This window comes from Amycolatopsis sp. NPDC034160 (genome assembly GCF_055575355.1).
In genome coordinates, this window is sequence record NZ_JBVISU010000012.1 from 175,766 (window position 1) to 192,410 (window position 16,645).

Below are 16,645 nucleotides of genomic sequence, written 5' to 3' on the forward strand. Positions count from 1 at the left end.
GTACCCGATGACCAGAGCGGAAGAGTTCACCTTGGCCAAGGTGTTCGACTTCGTCGACCCCGTGACGGGCCCGGGCTTCGCACCCGGCCATCCCCGGGTCGAGGACCCCGAGGAACTGCGGGCGCTGGTCGCGTACCTGACCGGCGGCACCCCCGTCCTGGTCACGCCGTCCTTGCTGGACGACGTCCTCGACCCGGACCGGACGGCGGTCGTGCCCGCGAATTTCCGCACCGACGGGACGTGGATTTGGACCGACACCGTCACCTACTACCTGGAGCACCACGGACTGGCGCCGGAGCCGGGCCTGCTCGGCCACCTCCGGGAGCGGGGGCCGTCCACGGCGCCGGTGCCTCCGGACGTCGTCGGTCGCGCGGCCGGATTCGTGCTGGCGCCACCGGGTGCCGGGCGGGCGCCGGTGTGGAGCGCGGGCTGACCCGGCGGGACCTTCCTTCCGGTTCTTCTGCTGGTGGTTGTTCATGGTGACCGGGAGCCGGGTGCCGTTAACTGAATGCAGAGTCGCAGAACCGCTCAACACCAAGGAGTTGACGTGTCGCTACGAATCCGAGGTTTCCACGGTCGCCCCGACCGGTCCGAAGAGGACATGGTGGCCGTCTACGTCTCCCGCGACGACATCCGTGACCTGGACGCGGGTGAACTCGGTGGCCGGATCGCCGCGGCCGCCGGGCTGCCGAGGGCAGGCGGGTCCGCGGTCATCGCCGAGTTCGAACCCACGCCCCGCTACACCATCCAGGACGTCCTGCTCGGGCACATCACCTGGGACGAACTGACCCGCACCTCCGCCTGACCGTCGGGCTACGAGGCGTTGAGGCGTTCGGCCAGCTTCTCCCGGAGTCTGCTGCCTTCGGACCGGCCGAGCCGATCGCAGAGACCCATCGCCCGTTCCCGGTCGGCGCGCGCCGCCGCCGGATCGCCCATCTCTTCGGACAACGCCGCCCTGTCGCAGAGCGTGTCGATCTGAGCCTGTGTCAGCCCGATGCGCTCGTAGAGTCCCTCGGCCTCGGACAGGCGGCGGCGCGCGTTCGCGTGGTCGCCCCGGCGGACCAGGAACCGTCCGGTCTGCTGGAGCGCGCGAGCCTGGCCCATGGCCGCGCCGTGCAGGCGGAACAGGCCGAGTGCCGTCTCGCACTGGGCGAGTGCCCGATCGAACGAGTCGAGCGCGGCCAGGTTCTGGGCCGAACGCAGCAGCATGTACGCGTAGTTGGTGTCGTCCACCGGAGTGCGCGAGCCGCCGTGTTCCGGCGAGAAATAGCGGACACAGACGTCGAACTCTTCGGCGGCGTCGTCGAACCGGCCGTTGCGGTACCAGTACGAAGCCCGCATCGTCCTGGCCACATGGACCCCGAGCGGATAGCCCGCCTCTTCGAACAGGCGCGTCGCTTCGTCGAACAGCTTGGGCGACGTGGTGCGGCCGACCTCGCGGGCGTGGGCGTTGGTCAGGTAGACCCGTGCCCAGCCCTGTTCGCGGTGGTCGCCCGCTTCCACCGCGGCGTCCCACGCCAGCTGGGCCATCCGGGCGGCCTCTTCCGCCTGATCGCCCAGCGAAGCGTGCACCCAGGACAGATAGTTCCGGTGCGCCGCCTCGTCCCGTTTGCTGCCGAGTGCGATGGCCGAGTCCACGGCGAGCCCGAACACGTCGTACCAGGTACTCGCGTTCCCGCCGATCTCCGAGTACCAGTGCATGGCTTCGGCGAGGTCGAGGACCGGCCGGTGGTCACCGCGGGCGGCGACGCTCTTGACCGCGGCGAGCCAGTTCTTCAGCTCGACCTCCAGCCACCTGCCCGCTCCGGTGTACTCGTCGAACGACGGCGTCGCGACCGGAAGCGGGCTGACCCCGTCCGTCGGATGGAAGTAGCGGCCCGCCGCCGTCGCGGTGTGCACCAGCCAGTCGGCCAGCCGGTGATCCGCCGCCTCGACGGCTTCGGGGGTTTCCTCCCTGGCGAGTCGTTCGGTCGCGAAAACCCGGAGGAGGTCGTGGAACTGGTACCGGCCGTTCTCCTGCGACGTCTGCAACAGGCTCGCGTCGGCCAGTTCCTCCAGGAACACGGCGGCGTCGTCCTCGTCGGACGCCTCGATGAGCGTCATCGCGGCCCCTACCGAGAAGTCCGCCGCCGGGACGAGCGACAGCCGCCGGAACACCGCGGCGGCGTTCGGGCTGAGCTGGCGATACGACAGTTCGAACACACTGCGCACGTCGAGATCGCCGGCGGTCAGCGTGGTCAGCCGCCTGCTGCGGTCCCGGAGCTGGTCCACCAGCCGCGACAGCGGCCAGGCGGGGCGGCTCGCCAGCCGGTTGCCCGCGATGCGCAAGGCCAGCGGCAGCCGTCCGCACAGTTCGACCAGTTCGAGTGCCGCCCGCCGCTCCCGCGTGACCCGGCCCGCCCCGATGATGGTCGACAGCAAGGCGACCGCGTCGTCCTCGCCGAACACGTCGAGGGGGAGCCTGCTCGTGCCTTCCAGGCCCACCAGCATCTGACGGCTGGTGATCAGGGTGAGACACCGCGGCCCGCCGACCAGGAGCGGACGGACCTGGGCCTCGTCGGCCGCGTCGTCGAGGACGATCAGAGTGGCCCGATCCCGGAGCAGGGAGCGGCACAAACTCGCCCTGTCCTCCGCGTCGGCCGGGATGCGGACGGCGTCGACACCCAGCGAGCGCAGGATCAGGTGCAGCGCGTCCGCCGGATTCGCCGGTTCGGCCGACATGCCGCGCAGTTTCAGGAAGAGCCTGCCGTCGGGGAACTCCTCGGCGAGGTTGTGCGCCACGCGGACGGCGAGGGTGGTCTTGCCGGTTCCAGGAGGTCCGCTGAGGATGGCCACCCGGCCCGACCGGCGGCCACCGTCGCGCAGATCCGCGGAGAGGGCACGCAACGCGTCGAGAACGCCCTCGCGTCCGGTGAGGTCGTCGACGTCCGCCGGCAGCAGGCCGATCAGCGGTGCTTCGTAGATCCCGGCGGGCCCGGGCGCGGCGATCGGCTGGGCACGGCCCAGCCTCGCGACCTTCTGGAGGCCGGTCAGCTCTTCGTCGGTCAAGGTCAGCGGCGCGGCGAGCGCTTCGATCGTCCGGCGTTGCGGGCTCTTGGCGATCCCGCGCTCCATGTCGCTGATGGCCCGGACACTCACCCCGGATCCCTCGGCGAGTTCCTCTTGCGTGAGGTTTGCGCGAACGCGGTACGCCTTCAGCATCGCCTTGAAGGTCGGGGCTGCCTTTCCCAAGGCGGCGTTCGTCATGGGCCGAATTATCCACCCCCACCCCGCGGACTCAAGTTGACCTCGGTCTCACCGGTGCGGCAGGTTACGGCCGCGAGAACACAGTGTTGACAACGGTTTCGGCCTACGCCGCTTGGCTAGGGATCATGGCGGCGAACGGGTGAATCGGCGTTGGCCCGCTCGCCGGTCCCGGCGAGCCTGGACCGGCGCATGCTGTAACCGAAGTAGATGAGCAGGCCGAGCGCCATCCAGCCGGCGAAGACGATCCAGGTCTCGCCGTCGAGGCTGAGCATCATGTAACCGCAGCACAGCACCCCGAGGATCGGCGTGACCGGGGAGAACGGCACGCGGAACGAGCGCGGGGCCTCCGGTTGCCGCCTTCGCAGCAGCAGGACGGCGACGTTCACCAACCCGAAGGCGAACAGCGTGCCGATGCTGGTGGCGTCGGCCAGTCTCCCGAGCGGGATGAACGCGGCCAGCGCCGCGACGAAGCCGGAGACCACGAGGGTGTTGACCCGGGGAGTGCCGGTCTTGGGGTCCACTTTGGACAGCGAGGCGGGGACGAGGCCGTCCCGGGACATCGAGTACAGGATGCGTGTCTGTCCATAGAGGACGGTCAATACGACGCTGGAGATCGCGACGATGGCGCCGACGGCCAGCAGCCCGGCCCACAGCGGGTTGTCGGACACGGCACCCAGCACGTGCGAGAGCGCGGCCTCCTTGCCGTCGAACTCCTGCCACGGCAGCGCGCCCACGGCCGCCACGGCGACCAGGCAGTACAGCACGGTGACGATCGCGAGCGAGAGCAGGATCGCCCTCGGCAGATCCCGTTGCGGGTTCTTCGCCTCCTCGCCCGCCGTGGAGGCCGCGTCGAAACCGATGTAGGAGAAGAACAGTTTCGCGGCGCCGGCGCTCAGCCCGGCCAGGCCGAGCGGCAGGAACGGGGCGAAGTTCGCCGCCCGTACCGCGGAGAACGCGATCGCGCAGAACAGCACCAGCGTGCCGACCTTGATCACGACCATGATCGCGTTGGCCCGCGCGCTCTCCTTCGCTCCGGACAGCAACAGGAACATGGCGAGCAGGACGACGACGATGGCCGGGACGTTGACGATCCCGCCCGAGCCCGGTGGCTGGCTGAACGCGTCGGGAATGGCGAAACCGAACGCCAGCCGCAGCAACTCGTTGAGGTACTGCCCCCAGCCGACGGCCACCGACGCCACCGAGACGCCGTACTCGAGCACCAGGCACCAGCCGCAGACCCAGGCGACCAGCTCGCCGAGCGTGGCGTAAGCGTAGGAATAGGACGATCCGGACACCGGGATCATCCCGGCGAGTTCGGCGTAGGAAAGCGCGGAGAAGAGCGCGGTGATCCCGGCGAGCACGAACGACAGCACGACCGCGGGCCCCGCCACGGGTACCGCTTCGCCGAGCACGACGAAGATCCCGCTGCCCAGCGTCGCGCCGATGCTGAGCATCGTCAGCTGCCCGAGCCCGAGCGAGCGCTTCAGCGTGCCGTGAGCACTGTCGGCGATCAGATCGGCGACCGGTTTCCGCCGCACCGCCGCGGCTCGCAAAGTCATGCCGAGGACCGTATCTGCCGTGCCGGACACGCAGAACAGGAGATCGTTGCTTGGTTACCTGGATTACAGGCGATTCGTTGAACGGTACCGGCCGGCTTCGGTACCGGTGGTCGTGAGTGGCGATTCGGGTTAGAACCCGAATCGCCACTCACGACCAACCCGACCCACTCGTCACCGGACGCCTTAGGCCGGGAGGTCCGTGAACGCCGGGACTCGTGTGCTCAAGCGCGGCACACGCGTGCCTGGATCCCGCACTCGGGCGTCCCGGCACCAAGCACGCGAGACCCGGCTCAGACCACGCATGACGGCGCCAGTCACCCTGGCCACGACCCCGCCCCGTGTCGAGGAGGGCTGTTCACGCCGCGTGTTCGGCCCAGGCCGGCAGGTCGCGGGCGACCTCGGCGGGGGAGGGCATACGGGCGATCTCTTCGGCGATCGCGCGGGCCGCGTCGCGATGGGCGGTGTTTCCGTGCTGTGGCAGTAACTTCCGGGCGTGGTCGGCGATGGCGTCCGCGGAGATTTCGGCGGGCAAGAGGCGTAGCGCGGCACCCGCGGTACTGAGGGCTTCGGCGTTGGCGAACTGGTCGGCTCCCTGAGGGAGGAGGAGCTGAGGGACGCCGACGGCGAGCGCGCCAAGGGTCGTGCCGCTGCCACCGTGCTGCACGACCACGTCGACGTGCGGCAACAGGTCCGCTTGCGGCATCCAGGCCCGCACCGTGACGTTGTCCGGCACCGGGCCGAGCTGGTCCGGGCGGATCCGGCCGGAGGCGACCGCGACGTGCGCGCCGAGCACGGCCAAGCCGCGGATGGCCGTGGTGAGCAGTTCCGGCGTGCCGAACGCGGTGCCGAGGGTCAGGTAGATCAACGGCCGCGAAATGCCTTCGGAACGCCACGGGAGCGGGCCCGGTTCGGCATAGGGGATCGGGCGCAGTGCGATGCGCTCGGCCGTCGTGAGGAAGTCCTTGTCCTGGATGGACGGTGGGCAGATGTCGAGATGTGGCCGGACGGGAGCCGCCGGGCGCCGGAGACCGATCCCCTCGGGGAACATGCGGCCGAATCCGTGCCAGAGTCCGGGAATCCCGGCGCGCTGCGCGGCGATGGCCGCCCCTGGTTGCCCCCACTCGTGTACGACGAGGTCTGGCCGTAGCCGGGCCAGTTCCGGTTCGAGATCCTCGGCGTAGATCTCGTAGAAAGAGTCGGCCGGGCGAAAGGGCCGGAGCCCGTTGCTGTGCAGGGGCGCGTGGACGTGCTCACCGGCGGCGAAGTGCACCTCGTGCCCGGCTTCCCTGGCGGCGATCGCGAGCGGGATCAGAGGGTACGTATGGCCGGGTGACGCCAGGCTGGTGAAGAGTACGCGCATGTCAGCAGACCACACTCCAGATGCTGTCAACAGATGTTCATATCATCTCAGTAGAGAGTAACTGGCTGCCCGCAGGCGGCCACGCTGGGCCGGTGGAGTGGCAGAAATGTGCCGGGAGATGTCTTTTCCGATACTGGGCCAGGAAGCCGGTCCCGGTCACAGTGGTCTCATGGGTAAGACGGAATCAGGCGTGCTGAGAGAGGTGACTCGGGTCGAGGGCGAGACGGCCAGCTACCTCACCGTGCGCCAGGACGGTCCGGTCGTGCTGCTGCTGCACGGCACGTATTGGAGCCGCGTATGGCTTCCCGTGCTGAGCGGTCTGGCGAGGGCGGGGCTGCGGCCCCTCGCGGTCGATTTCCCCGGAATGGGACGGTCGGGCGGAGAGCTGACCCCGGAGACCGCCACGGTCCCGGCCCTGGCGGAGTGGACGACACGCTTCGTGGCCGCACTCGAGGTGTCCGGGCCGATCGCCGTGGTGGGGCATGACATCGGTGGCGCGGTCGCGCAGCATCTCCTTGCGCACGAACTGATACCGATCTCTCGGCTGGCCTTGGTCAACTCGGTCATGTACGGCTCGTGGCCGGCTCCTCACGTAGCGCGGCTTCTCGCCGCGGAGGCGACCGGCGAAGAGTTTCTCACCGCTCGACGCAAGGCTTTGACAACGGACCTGGCCGGTGCCGCCACCGAAGGGCGCATCACCGAATACCTGGACCCGTGGACCGATCCGCGGGTCCGCCGCTCCTGGCTGGCCATGGCGAGCGCGGCCGCGAGCCGCTACACCCTGGATCTCGTTCCCGCGCTGCGACGGTCCACGACGCCCAAGTTGCTGATCTGGGGTGAGGACGACCGCTTCGAAAAGGTGGAATACGCCGAGAAGTTCGCTCTGGAGATGCCGCGAACCACCCTTATCCGCATCCCGGGGGCGAGCCATATCCCCACCGAGAACGCCCCGGACCCGATCGGCCGCGCTCTCGCCGAATTCTTGGGGCCTCGGTGAGACAAAGGAATCTCGGCCGATTCCCCCGGCTTGTGTCCACATCGAACAGTAGTCAGGGGAGAACCCGTTGACGTCGCGGAAAACGGGTTGTGGGCAACGCCTCGTGCCGGCGGACGGGTGTCACGGCGCCGGTTCGGCGAATTCGCGCTAGGCTCACCAGCGATTGTCGATGCGGAGGAACTCCCGCGGACCTGGTGAAAGGCTCTTCATGGCTCAGAAAGTCGTCGTCCAGATCGTGGACGACCTCGACGGCGGGACCGCGACGCAGACGGTTCCTTTCGCGCTCGACGGTGTCACGTACGAGATCGATCTCTCGGACGAGAACGCCGACGCGTTGCGCGAGGAGTTCGCGCGGTACGTCGAGAACGGCAAGCGCGTCGGCGGACGTCGCGTCAAGGTCGCGGCGGGGCAGGCGACCGTGCCCGGCGCCTTCGACGGTGCGAAGAAGCCGACCGACCGTGAGCGCAACCAGAGGGTGCGCGCCTGGGCGGCGGAAAACGGTTACTCGATCGCCGAACGCGGCCGGATCCCGAACGACATCTACGAGGCCTTCGACGCCGCGGAGCAGGCTGCCGCCAAGCCGAAGCCCGTCGATGACGCTCCGGCGCGCAAGCGTGCGCCCAGGAAGAAGAAGACCGCGGTCTAAGGCCCCTTCTCCTGTGGTGGTCGCGCGACGCGACCACCACAGGAGGCTGGACCGGCGCCGCTCCGGCTCGCCGCACACGCGGAAGCGAGCAGAGCGACCGCGAACAGCACATAAGAGGCGAAGAGCCCTCCGGTGCCGGCTGACGAGCTCAAGGTGCCGCCGACCGCGCGTCCCCAGAGCTGCCCGAGGCACTCGGCCGTGATGACGGCGGTGGCCAGTTCCGCGGCGGTGAAGCCGCTCGCTCCCGAGGTGGTCGCTCGGAGGTACAAACCGGGATAAGCGAGTCCGACCCCGATTCCGCCCAAGGCCCATGCGGCGAGCGCCACGGCGAACGCGCCGCCGACGGCGAGTTCGATCGCCAGGACGGCCGTGGCCAGAGCGGTCAAGCTCAAGCCGACGACGGGGAAGTTCCGCGCCGCGGTGAAGTGCGTGGCCACCAGGCTCGTCACCGCCCAGCAGAGCGGTGCGGCGGCGAGAACGATCGCCGCCTGCCCGAGACTCACCCCGAACCCGCGCGTCAACAGCACCGTGATCAGGCTGTCGGCACCGAAATAGCCGACCGCGAACAACACCATCGCGCCGAGGGCGGCGGGAGTCCCGTGCCGCAGACGCGCGGTTCCCGCGGGCAGGATCGCGATCATCCCGGCCACCGTGATCACCGCACCGAGGACCGCGAGCGGCCACCATCCCATGCCGAGCACGACACCCGCCGCCCCCAAGGGCACCAGCAGAGTCCTGCCCAGCGGCCGCGGCCGGCCCTCCTCGGCCGGAACGTCCCGGATGACGCGCACGATCAGCAACCGTCCGAAAAGGACGAAGGGCACCGGCAGCAGCAACGTCCAGCGCCACCCCACGAGATGTTCCAGTGCGAGTGTCGCGGCCGGACCCAGCAGTGCGGGCAGGATCCACATCGCCGACGACGCCGCGATCACCCGGATCCGCAGCCGCTCGTCGAGATGCCGGATCGCCGAACCGATCCCGAAAACGGCGAGGAGCCCGCTGGCGAGTCCGGCGGCGAACTGGCCCAGCGCGAACATCCACGCGGCCCGGGCGCAGGCGGCGAGCACGAGCCCGCCGAGGTAGGCGCACATCCCGGCGGCCAGGGTGCCGCGCGGTCCCAGCCGCCGTGACACCCGGCTCGCCAACGGAAGCGCGACGAACAGGCCCAGCGACGAACCGGCGATCAGCAGGCCGAGATCGCTCCTCGCGTCCAGATCGCCGGCGACGATCGGAAGCAGGCTGGAAGCGACGAAGCCCGTCACGGCCGCCGCGAACTCGAGCAGGACGACGCCCGTCGCGATGGCCAGAGGTCTCGTTCGCCCCGCGAGGCGGCCTTCGGTCATGTGTAGAGGTCGCGGTCGTACAGGTTGAGTTGTACCCAGACGCCGTCGGGATCCTGAACGCGTAGGGAGTGTCCGAAGCCTTCGTCGACGGGCGGTTCCGGCTCGAAACCGGCTGACCGCAAGCGTTCCGCGACGTCCTCGAGCGGTTCTCCGACTGCGAAAGCCAGTTCGCAGCGGCCGACGTCTTCGCCGGACGCGCGATGGATTGCCAGCATGCCGCCTTCCGCGGGCATTTCGATCCATCCGCCGGGGCGCGACGTCGACCCGACGCGCAGGCCGAGCGCTTCGTAGAACCGGGTCATGGCCGCGACATCCGAGCTGTAGCGGATCGGCATCACTCGCATCAAGATCGTTCCTCGCTGGGGGAATGGCTCTGTCGCAGGTGGTCCTCGAGTACGCGCTCTACGAAGGCCGAGAGCGATTCGTCGGCGTCCACGGACGCGTGCTTCACCCGCCTGATGAGGTCGGCCGGCAGATACACGTTGAATTGCCGTTTGGCGACCTGAGTCATGCCAGCATGCTAGCAAATGAGCATGCGGGCATCCTAGTGTTCGGAGCGCGAACGCGTGGTCCCGTCCACGACACCGGGCGACGTCTCACCACTCGTCACCGCCAGCACCGTGTCGCCGCAGCGGATGAGGTCGCCAGGGGCGAGCGAGACCGGTTCCGCGATCCGCTCGCCGTTGTGGAAGGTTCCGTTGCGGGAACCGAGATCCGCCAGGACCGGACCGTCCGCGCCGACGGTGATTTCGGCGTGGTCGCGGGAGACGGCACCGTCGTGGCGCAGCGCGACATCGGCACTCGCGTCCCGGCCGACGACCAGGCGTCCCAGTGCGGGCAGCTCACGGACGCGGGCCCGTCCGGCGCCGTCGACCCAGGTCAACGCCGGTTGTCCGGCTCCGGCGGCGCCGGGGGCGGCGACGCGCAGCAGAGTCGCCGTCCCCGCGTGGGCGAGTACCGCTCGTTCCAGTTCCCGCAACGCCGGCCCCGGATCGACGCCCGCCTCCTCGGCCAGTACCCGGCGTGCCTGCCGGAAACGGTCCAGCGCCTCGGCTTGGCGTCCTTCCCGGTAGAGCGCGACCATCAGCTGACCCCAGAACCGTTCCCGCAACGGATGAGCCGTGACCAGTTCCTCGAGTTCCCGTACCAGTCCCGGTACCTCACCCGCGCGCAGATCCGCGGCGATCCGCGCCTCGAGCGCCTCCCAGCGCATTTCCGCGTAGAGGGTGCGGGCGGGGTCGAGCGCGGTGTGGTCGGGCAGATCGGCGCAGAACGGACCTCGCCACACTTCGAGTGCCCGCCGGTATCCGGCCGCCGCGGCCAGGGTGTCGCGTGCCTGTTCGGCGGCTCTTGCGCGGCCGATCTCGTCCTCTGCTTCGCGGACGTCGACACGGACGCCGGAAAGCTGATAACCCGCTGGACCGTGCCGTAACGATTCTCCGTATCTCCCCAGGGTTTGCCTGAGATGGTGCACGTGGACCTGGACGGTGGAGCGGGACGCGGGTTTCCCGGTGTCGGAGTAGATCGCCTCGGCCAGTTTGCCCGCGCTCACCGGGGCCCCGCCGGAAGCGGCGAGCACGGCCAGCACCGCACGCGGGCGCAGCCCGCCGGGGGTGACGGACACGCCGTCGACGGTCAGCTCCACCGGCCCCAGCAACCGCACTTCAACCGTCACGGAGGCGATCATCTCAGGTTCTTCCAGCGGCTTGAAGCGATCTTGAAGCGCGATGGGCTTAACTGACCGGCATGACCACAGTGACCGCACTCGAGGACGTGGTGGACCGGCACGGACGCTCCGCGCTGTCCGACCCGATCGTGCTCACCGGGGCTTTGCGCAGTCTCCCCGACCCGCCCTCCGATGCCGAGATCAGCGCACTCGCCGCGGCGGCGGGTGCGGGCGCGGCCGAGCGGATGCGCGCCGTACTCGAAGAGGGGGTACTCCGGCCGAGGCGCATCGGGCCGCGACGGTCGCTTGTGGCGGCGGTGCCGAGGCGGAACGGGCGTGCGGGCAACTCGGCGCGGCCCTCGGCTATCTTCCCCGTGACACCGGGTCCGAGGAGCCGACCACCGCACTGACCACCGTGTTGACCAGCGAAAAGCCGAAGCGCGGCAAACGAATCGCCGTGCTCGCCGGTGCCGCTGTGGTGGTGGCCGCCGTCGCCGCGACCGGCGTGACGATCGCGCTCACCAGGAACGACGAACCGAGCGCCACCGGCGGACCGCCCAGCACGCAGCAGCCCCCGTCGTCGTCCGTGCTCCCCTCCGGGCCCATGGGGTCGGCGCCCCAGGCGGAACCTTCCTCGGCTCCGGTTCCCCAGGAAGCGGCCGCGGCCTTCAAGGATCCGAGCTTGCTCGCCGCGGCGAAGCCGTACCTCGATCACCCTGACGTTCGCTGCGAGGTGGCGAAATCCATCGTGAGCGTCCGGGAAACCGTCAACTGCGAGCTGGGCTCCGGCATCATCGCCAGTTTCCGCGTGCTGTTCTTCCCCAAACAGCTCACCGCGCTGCGCAAGGTGCTGCAGACCGACAACGACGGTGCGCGGCCCGGTTCGATCCGGACGCTGCGCTGGGAGTACGTGCCGGGACGGCCGGGGATCCGCGCGGGCATCCCGGTAGGCACCCCGCGCGAAGGACACGGCACCCGAATCCGCTTCCTGGAGCCGGAAAACGGTTACGCCCGGCTCTACTTCGACGAGGACGCCACCGGGGTCGCCGTCTACATGCAGGCGAGTACCGACGACCAGCAGGTGCTCCGCAAGTTCTGGGCGGATCCGGACGCGTGATGGACGACAACGACCCTCGTCTCGCCGAAGTCGCGCGCCGGTTCGGGCGGCACGCGCTGACCGATCCGGTGGCGCTGCGCTCCGCGCTGCGACAATCCGGAAACGCCTTCAGCGCGGCAGAAATCGACGCGCTGGTAGCCCGGTCGCGGGATTCGGGAACGCTGGAAGCGGCGCTGCCGCGCGATTCCGAACCGACCGGGCCACCGCTGAACCCGACGCTCGCGGAGAACCGGCTCACCTGGAGTGGCGACCGTCAGAACCGCCCGACGCGGCAGCTTCCCTCGCGCGCACGCACGAGATGGTGGCTCCTCGGCGGGGCGGTACTGCTGGTGGCCGCGATCGCGACCGGGGTGGTGCTTTTCGTCCAGGGCAAGGAAGAGACCCCGGCGCCACCGCCGGACCGGTACGCGCTCGACCAGGTCGCCGTCCGGTACCGGGCACTCGGCGCCCGGCTGCTCGACGGCGCCGTCCGGTGCGCGCAGCAGCCCGCGAAACCCGGTGAGACGGAACGAGTCGGCTGCGACGCCGGGCTGTACGCGCTCACCCTCGTCACCTATGACGTGCCGGGCAGGCTCACCCGGTCCAGGGAGCTCGCGAGCGCCGCCGGCGCGTTGCGGTCGGCAGGCAACCTCGGTAACGGCGCGGCGTTCGCGATGCGGGAACTCCCCTCCGGGGAATCGACGGTCTACTGGGACGTCGACAGTCCCCGTCCGGTCAGCGCGACGCTGACGGCGCAGAAGACCGGTCTCCCGGCCTTGGTGGAGTTCTACGACGCGCGGCGGTTCGGGGTGCTCGAACGCCCGGAAGTGCCGGGGGTGGCGTTCTCCTCCGGCACACTGTGGGATTTCGCGCAGGCACACGTGCTCAACGAACAGTCGGCGAAATGTCAGGCGGTCCCCGCCACCACCGGCACGGCCGAGACGGTCAAATGCCCGCTGTCCGACGGCGCGATGCTGGTGTTCAGCACGGCCTCCGACCGCGAGGCGCTGACCAAGCTGCGCACGGAGAACGCCTCGAACGGCGGCGTGGTCCCCGGCAGTGTCGAGGTACGGACCTGGAACCGGCTCGGTGGTCCGGTCGTCGGGCAGTTCTCCCGGTTCGTCACGGCGGACGACCACAGTCCGACCATCTATTTCGACGACGACGCCAGACTGGTCTACGGCTTGTTCTTCGGCGCACCGGGTTCTTCGCCGGAGGCGCTGCTGGAACGCTGGCAGCGCGGCTCACGGTGAATCACTTGAAGCGGAGCGCGGCGAAGAATTCCTCCACCGCGGGCAAATCGGCGGGATAAGGCGTGCCGACCCGGCCGTCGAGCACCGACACGGTCGCGTGCTCGTCGTCGGTCCAGGCGTACCGGGTGGTCGTGCCGAGTACCGTGCACACGAGCGTGCCCTGGTGCCCGTCACGCGACCAGGACTGCTTGGCGGGCAGGTCTCCGGGGCATTTGCCCGCGGTGAGCCCGGCCGGGTCCGTGCCCGCCCCGGTGCGCAGGTAGACGGCGGCCGCGTCGGTGTCGTCGAGTGCGGAGATCCGGAGTTCGCCGGTCTCGCCGCCGGTTTGGCAAACGACCTGCGCGCGCACTCCTTCGTCGGCAGCCGTCACCGGCGCGCACGTGAGCCCCGCGGGCGTGCTGCGGCCGATGCGGTCGGTGGCCGGAACCCCCGGCGAAATCAGGAAGATCGCCACGAGGACGGCCGCGACGAGCAGTGCGGCGCCGGTCACCAAGCCCGCCACCAAACCGGTCCGGCGCCGTCGAGGCGCCTCGACGGCGACAGCGTCGGCAGGCGCGTCGGCACGCACGAGCCGGATCCGGTCACGCACTTCGCGCACCGTCGGACGGTCCTGAGGATCCTTGGCCAGCAACGACTTCAGCAGAGTGTTGACCGCCGCGGTGCGCGGGTCGTCGACCACCAGCTGCGGGATCGGCGCCCTGTCGTGGGCGACGATCACTTCGGGCTGGCTGCCGCGATAGGGCAGTTCGCCGGTCAGGGTCACCCACAGCAGACAACCCACCGCGTAGACGTCCGACGCGGCCGTGGCGGGTTCGCCGCGAAGCCGTTCGGGCGCCAGATAACCGACGGTGCCGATCACCCCGCTGGTCTCCGCGCCCTTGTCGATCTCGGTCGAGCGCGCGATGCCGAAGTCGCACAGGTAGACGAAGTCCTTGTCGTGGTGCGCGGCACGGGGCCGCAGCAGCACGTTGGCGGCTTTGACGTCGCGGTGCACGACGCCGATCGCGTGCGCGTCACCGAGCGCGGAGATCACCTGATCCACCACCGTCAGCGCCCGATCCGGAGTCATCGGACCCGCTTCGAGGACCTTGGCCAGATCGGGGCCGTCGACCAGCTGCATCGCCAGGTACAGGCTGCCGTCCACCTCGCCGTGGTCGTACACCGCGACCACATGCGGCGAATCGAGCCGGGTCAGCGCGGCCGCCTCACGGCCGAACCGCTCGCGGTAGACCGGGTCTTCGGCGTAATGCGGTGGCAGCACCTTCAGCGCCGCCGGGCGCCGCATGCGGTGCTGCCACGCGCGATAGACCACGCCCATGCCACCGCGGCCGATGATCCCGTCGATCCGGAACCCACCGAAGTCCTCACCGACCCGCGGCGCCATACAGTTCCCCCGTCACCCGGCCGAAAGCTCGCGAGCCACTCTAACCCGCGCGATCATCCACGACGGGCGCAACGGGCGGACCGCTACCGTCCGGCGAGTTGCCGGTCGTGTACCCGGCGCCAGACCAGCAGGGAAAGCACCGCGCCGCACAGGCAGAGGAACATGTCCCACTGCGTGTCCCAGACATCTCCTTGGGTGCCGAGGAAATCGTCCGCGCCCGACCCGGCGAGCAGTGCGCTGAACCATTCCACGAACTCGAAACCGGCGGCGATCGTCAGACACACGCAGACGGTCAGGAACCCGGTCCACCCACCGGGCCGCAGCGGTGTGCGGCGCAGGAGTACCTCGCGTACGGCGACCGCGGGGACGAAGCCCTGGACGACGTGGGCGAACCGGTCGTAGTTGTTCCGCTGTGTGCCCAGCAGGTGCTGCACCCATTCCCCGGCCGGGGTTTCCGCGTAGGTGTACTGGCCGCCGTAACACAGCACGATCGCGTGCAGCACCAGCAGCCAGCAGAGCAGCCGCGTCAACGGGAAACGGCGGCGCAGCGCCACCACCAGCGGCAGCCCGATCAGCACCCAGACGACTTCCATGAACCAGGTGCCCGGTGAGCCGGCCTGGAGCCCGGTCGCGACGAGTACCACGACCACCACGCCGGCCAGCAGCGTTCCCTCGGTCCGGCCGACTCCGCGCACCATGGAAAAACCCTACAGCGACGTGAAGATCGCCGCTGGTTCGTCACATCCTCTGGCGGCCGGAGGGTCTCGTGAGTGGTAATGACGGTTAGAACCGTCCTTACCACTCACGAGCCGGTCAGTTCAGCTTGCGGGTGTCGGCGGGCAGACCGCCACCGGCGTAGACGTCCTCGGCGAGCTTGGCCAGCGCGGTGAGGGCGACGTTCTGGCTCCACGGACCGTAGGAGACCCGGGAGACGCCGAGTTCCCGCGCGGACGCCAGCGGGATCGAGCCGGGGATGCCGATCAGGTTCACCTTGCGGTCGCCCAGCGCCTCGACCAGCCTGCCGACCTGCGTTTCGTCAAGCCGCCGGGTACGAAGACGTTCGACGCGCCCGCGTCCAAGTAGGCACGCCCACGGGTGATCGCCTCGGCGAGCACCTCTTCGGGGTCGCGGTCGCCCGCCTTGAGGAAGGCGTCCGTGCGCGCGTTGAGCACGAAGTCGACACCAGCGGACTGAGCGGCGGCGACAGCGGCCTCGACGGCCTTGACGGACTCGTCCAGCGGCTTCATCTGGTCTTCGAGGTTGCAGCCGACCGCCCCGACCTCGATCGCCCTGGCGACCGTGCCGCCCGGGTCGCCGTAGCCTGCCTCCAGATCGGCGGTGACCGGGAGATCGCCCGCCGTGCGGACGATGAGGGCGACCTCGGCGATCATCTCGTCGCGGGGGATCTTCTCGCCATCGGGGTAGCCGCGTGCGGCGGCGATCCCGTGGCTGGGGGTGGCGAGGGCCTGAGTGCCGGGGGTCTCGGCGACGACCTTAGCGGTGATCGCGTCCCAGACGTTGACGACGAGCAGCAGATCGGGGGCGGCGTGCAGTTCCTGCAGTCGGGTGGCCTTGTCGGCGGTGGAAACCATGTCTCCAATCTAGAGCGCCGCCCACGACGCCGCCGCGAGGACGCCGAGCCGGTCGACGGGAATCACCGTCAGGTCTCAGGACAGGATTCTTGTTACGCCTCGAGCCCTGACGGCGACCTTTAGGAAAGTCATGTTCGAGTGGAGGTCCCGTGGAGCTGACCATCAACGCCGGCGGTGACGAACAAGCGCTGAAAGAGTTCTACGACTGGCTTCGCGACGACGCGGACGTGGTCCGGACCGCGACGATCGGCACCGCGGGTTCGCGGCATCCGGGCCACATGGGAGCCTTCGAAGTCATCTGCATGTCCATCGGCTCCCTGACCGGCCTGGCCAACCTCGGCATCGCTTGGGGCAATTTTCTGCTCTCCCGCAACGAAACACCACCGTTCACCATCACGGTGGAGACTGAGTTGACGGAGGAACAACGTGCCATGCTGCGGAACCTGGACCTCCCGCGGGTCGTGAGTGGCGATTCGGGTTAGAACCCGAATCGCCACTCACGA

The 16,645-nt window shown here is 69.5% G+C and carries 19 protein-coding genes; 8 read left to right on the top strand and 11 right to left on the bottom strand.

Going from position 1 to position 16,645, the window contains the following annotated elements; all coding sequences use genetic code 11:
- Positions 1-7: 7 nt before the first annotated feature.
- Both ACZ54P_RS23930 and ACZ54P_RS23935 read left to right on the top strand, forming a co-directional pair.
- Complete coding sequence (locus tag ACZ54P_RS23930) at positions 8-433, top strand: hypothetical protein (protein WP_465463788.1); 426 nt, start codon at positions 8-10, stop codon at positions 431-433.
- A gap of 114 nt (positions 434-547) precedes the next feature.
- Positions 548-805 carry a hypothetical protein gene (locus ACZ54P_RS23935; protein ID WP_465463789.1) on the top strand — a complete coding sequence of 86 codons (258 nt, stop codon included), beginning with the start codon at positions 548-550 and terminating at the stop codon, positions 803-805.
- 8 nt (positions 806-813) lie between these two features.
- Here the strand turns inward: ACZ54P_RS23935 and ACZ54P_RS23940 are convergent, their stop codons facing one another.
- From ACZ54P_RS23940 to ACZ54P_RS23950, 3 genes are all read right to left on the bottom strand, one after another.
- Positions 814-3,246, bottom strand: coding sequence for an ATP-binding protein (locus ACZ54P_RS23940; protein WP_465463790.1), 2,433 nt, complete (start codon positions 3,244-3,246; stop codon positions 814-816).
- Between the two features lie 116 nt (positions 3,247-3,362).
- Complete coding sequence (locus tag ACZ54P_RS23945; protein WP_465463791.1) at positions 3,363-4,805, bottom strand: amino acid permease; 1,443 nt, start codon at positions 4,803-4,805, stop codon at positions 3,363-3,365.
- Between the two features lie 355 nt (positions 4,806-5,160).
- Positions 5,161-6,165, bottom strand: coding sequence for a glycosyltransferase (locus tag ACZ54P_RS23950; protein WP_465463792.1), 1,005 nt, complete (start codon positions 6,163-6,165; stop codon positions 5,161-5,163).
- A gap of 169 nt (positions 6,166-6,334) precedes the next feature.
- Here ACZ54P_RS23950 and ACZ54P_RS23955 point away from each other — a divergent pair, with 169 nt between their 5' ends.
- A complete protein-coding gene (locus ACZ54P_RS23955) occupies positions 6,335-7,162 on the top strand; it encodes an alpha/beta fold hydrolase (protein ID WP_465463793.1) in 828 nt (275 codons plus the stop codon).
- A 208-nt stretch (positions 7,163-7,370) separates the two neighbouring features.
- Positions 7,371-7,808, top strand: a complete 438-nt coding sequence (locus ACZ54P_RS23960) for a histone-like nucleoid-structuring protein Lsr2 (protein ID WP_465463794.1) — start codon at positions 7,371-7,373, stop codon at positions 7,806-7,808.
- Here the strand turns inward: ACZ54P_RS23960 and ACZ54P_RS23965 are convergent.
- The 4 genes from ACZ54P_RS23965 to ACZ54P_RS23980 are packed head-to-tail and all read right to left on the bottom strand — an operon-like array spanning position 7,805 to position 10,826.
- Positions 7,805-9,151, bottom strand: coding sequence for an MFS transporter (locus ACZ54P_RS23965; RefSeq protein ID WP_465463795.1), 1,347 nt, complete (start codon positions 9,149-9,151; stop codon positions 7,805-7,807). The two genes, ACZ54P_RS23960 and ACZ54P_RS23965, sit on opposite strands and share 4 nt — an antisense overlap.
- A complete protein-coding gene (locus ACZ54P_RS23970) occupies positions 9,148-9,486 on the bottom strand; it encodes a VOC family protein (protein ID WP_465463796.1) in 339 nt (112 codons plus the stop codon). Before ACZ54P_RS23970 ends, ACZ54P_RS23965 begins: the two co-directional genes overlap by 4 nt.
- Positions 9,487-9,494: 8 nt before the next feature.
- On the bottom strand, positions 9,495-9,662 hold the full coding sequence (locus ACZ54P_RS23975; RefSeq protein ID WP_465463797.1) for a CopG family transcriptional regulator: 168 nt from the start codon (positions 9,660-9,662) through the stop codon (positions 9,495-9,497).
- A gap of 33 nt (positions 9,663-9,695) precedes the next feature.
- Entirely contained in the window at positions 9,696-10,826 is a 1,131-nt protein-coding gene (locus ACZ54P_RS23980) for a BTAD domain-containing putative transcriptional regulator (protein ID WP_465463798.1), read from the bottom strand.
- A 71-nt stretch (positions 10,827-10,897) separates the two neighbouring features.
- Between ACZ54P_RS23980 and ACZ54P_RS23985 the strand changes: the two genes are divergently transcribed.
- From ACZ54P_RS23985 to ACZ54P_RS23995, 3 genes are read left to right on the top strand one after another with little or no spacing between them, the layout of a single operon-like run.
- Positions 10,898-11,227: a hypothetical protein gene (locus tag ACZ54P_RS23985; RefSeq protein ID WP_465463799.1), complete on the top strand. Its 330-nt coding sequence runs from the start codon at positions 10,898-10,900 to the stop codon at positions 11,225-11,227.
- Positions 11,228-11,232: 5 nt separating this feature from the next.
- Positions 11,233-11,934, top strand: coding sequence for a hypothetical protein (locus ACZ54P_RS23990; protein WP_465463800.1), 702 nt, complete (start codon positions 11,233-11,235; stop codon positions 11,932-11,934).
- Positions 11,934-13,166, top strand: a complete 1,233-nt coding sequence (locus tag ACZ54P_RS23995; RefSeq protein WP_465463801.1) for a hypothetical protein — start codon at positions 11,934-11,936, stop codon at positions 13,164-13,166. The genes ACZ54P_RS23990 and ACZ54P_RS23995 overlap by 1 nt, the downstream gene beginning before the upstream one ends.
- A 1-nt stretch (position 13,167) precedes the next feature.
- Here ACZ54P_RS23995 and ACZ54P_RS24000 read toward each other — a convergent pair whose 3' ends face one another.
- From ACZ54P_RS24000 to ACZ54P_RS24015, 4 genes are all read right to left on the bottom strand, one after another.
- On the bottom strand, positions 13,168-14,550 hold the full coding sequence (locus ACZ54P_RS24000) for a serine/threonine-protein kinase (protein WP_465463802.1): 1,383 nt from the start codon (positions 14,548-14,550) through the stop codon (positions 13,168-13,170).
- An 83-nt stretch (positions 14,551-14,633) separates the two neighbouring features.
- Positions 14,634-15,248, bottom strand: coding sequence for a DUF2238 domain-containing protein (locus tag ACZ54P_RS24005; protein WP_465463803.1), 615 nt, complete (start codon positions 15,246-15,248; stop codon positions 14,634-14,636).
- Positions 15,249-15,363: 115 nt separating this feature from the next.
- The gene (locus ACZ54P_RS24010; RefSeq protein WP_465463804.1) at positions 15,364-15,540 is read right to left on the bottom strand and encodes a hypothetical protein; all 177 of its coding nucleotides are present in this window, start codon (positions 15,538-15,540) and stop codon (positions 15,364-15,366) included.
- Positions 15,537-16,142 (bottom strand): isocitrate lyase/PEP mutase family protein, encoded by a 606-nt coding sequence (locus ACZ54P_RS24015; protein ID WP_465463805.1) that lies wholly within the window; start codon positions 16,140-16,142, stop codon positions 15,537-15,539. The genes ACZ54P_RS24010 and ACZ54P_RS24015 overlap by 4 nt, the downstream gene beginning before the upstream one ends.
- Positions 16,143-16,291: 149 nt before the next feature.
- Between ACZ54P_RS24015 and ACZ54P_RS24020 the strand changes: the two genes are divergently transcribed.
- Positions 16,292-16,624 carry an effector-associated constant component EACC1 gene (locus tag ACZ54P_RS24020; RefSeq protein WP_465463806.1) on the top strand — a complete coding sequence of 111 codons (333 nt, stop codon included), beginning with the start codon at positions 16,292-16,294 and terminating at the stop codon, positions 16,622-16,624.
- Positions 16,625-16,645 lie beyond the last annotated feature (21 nt).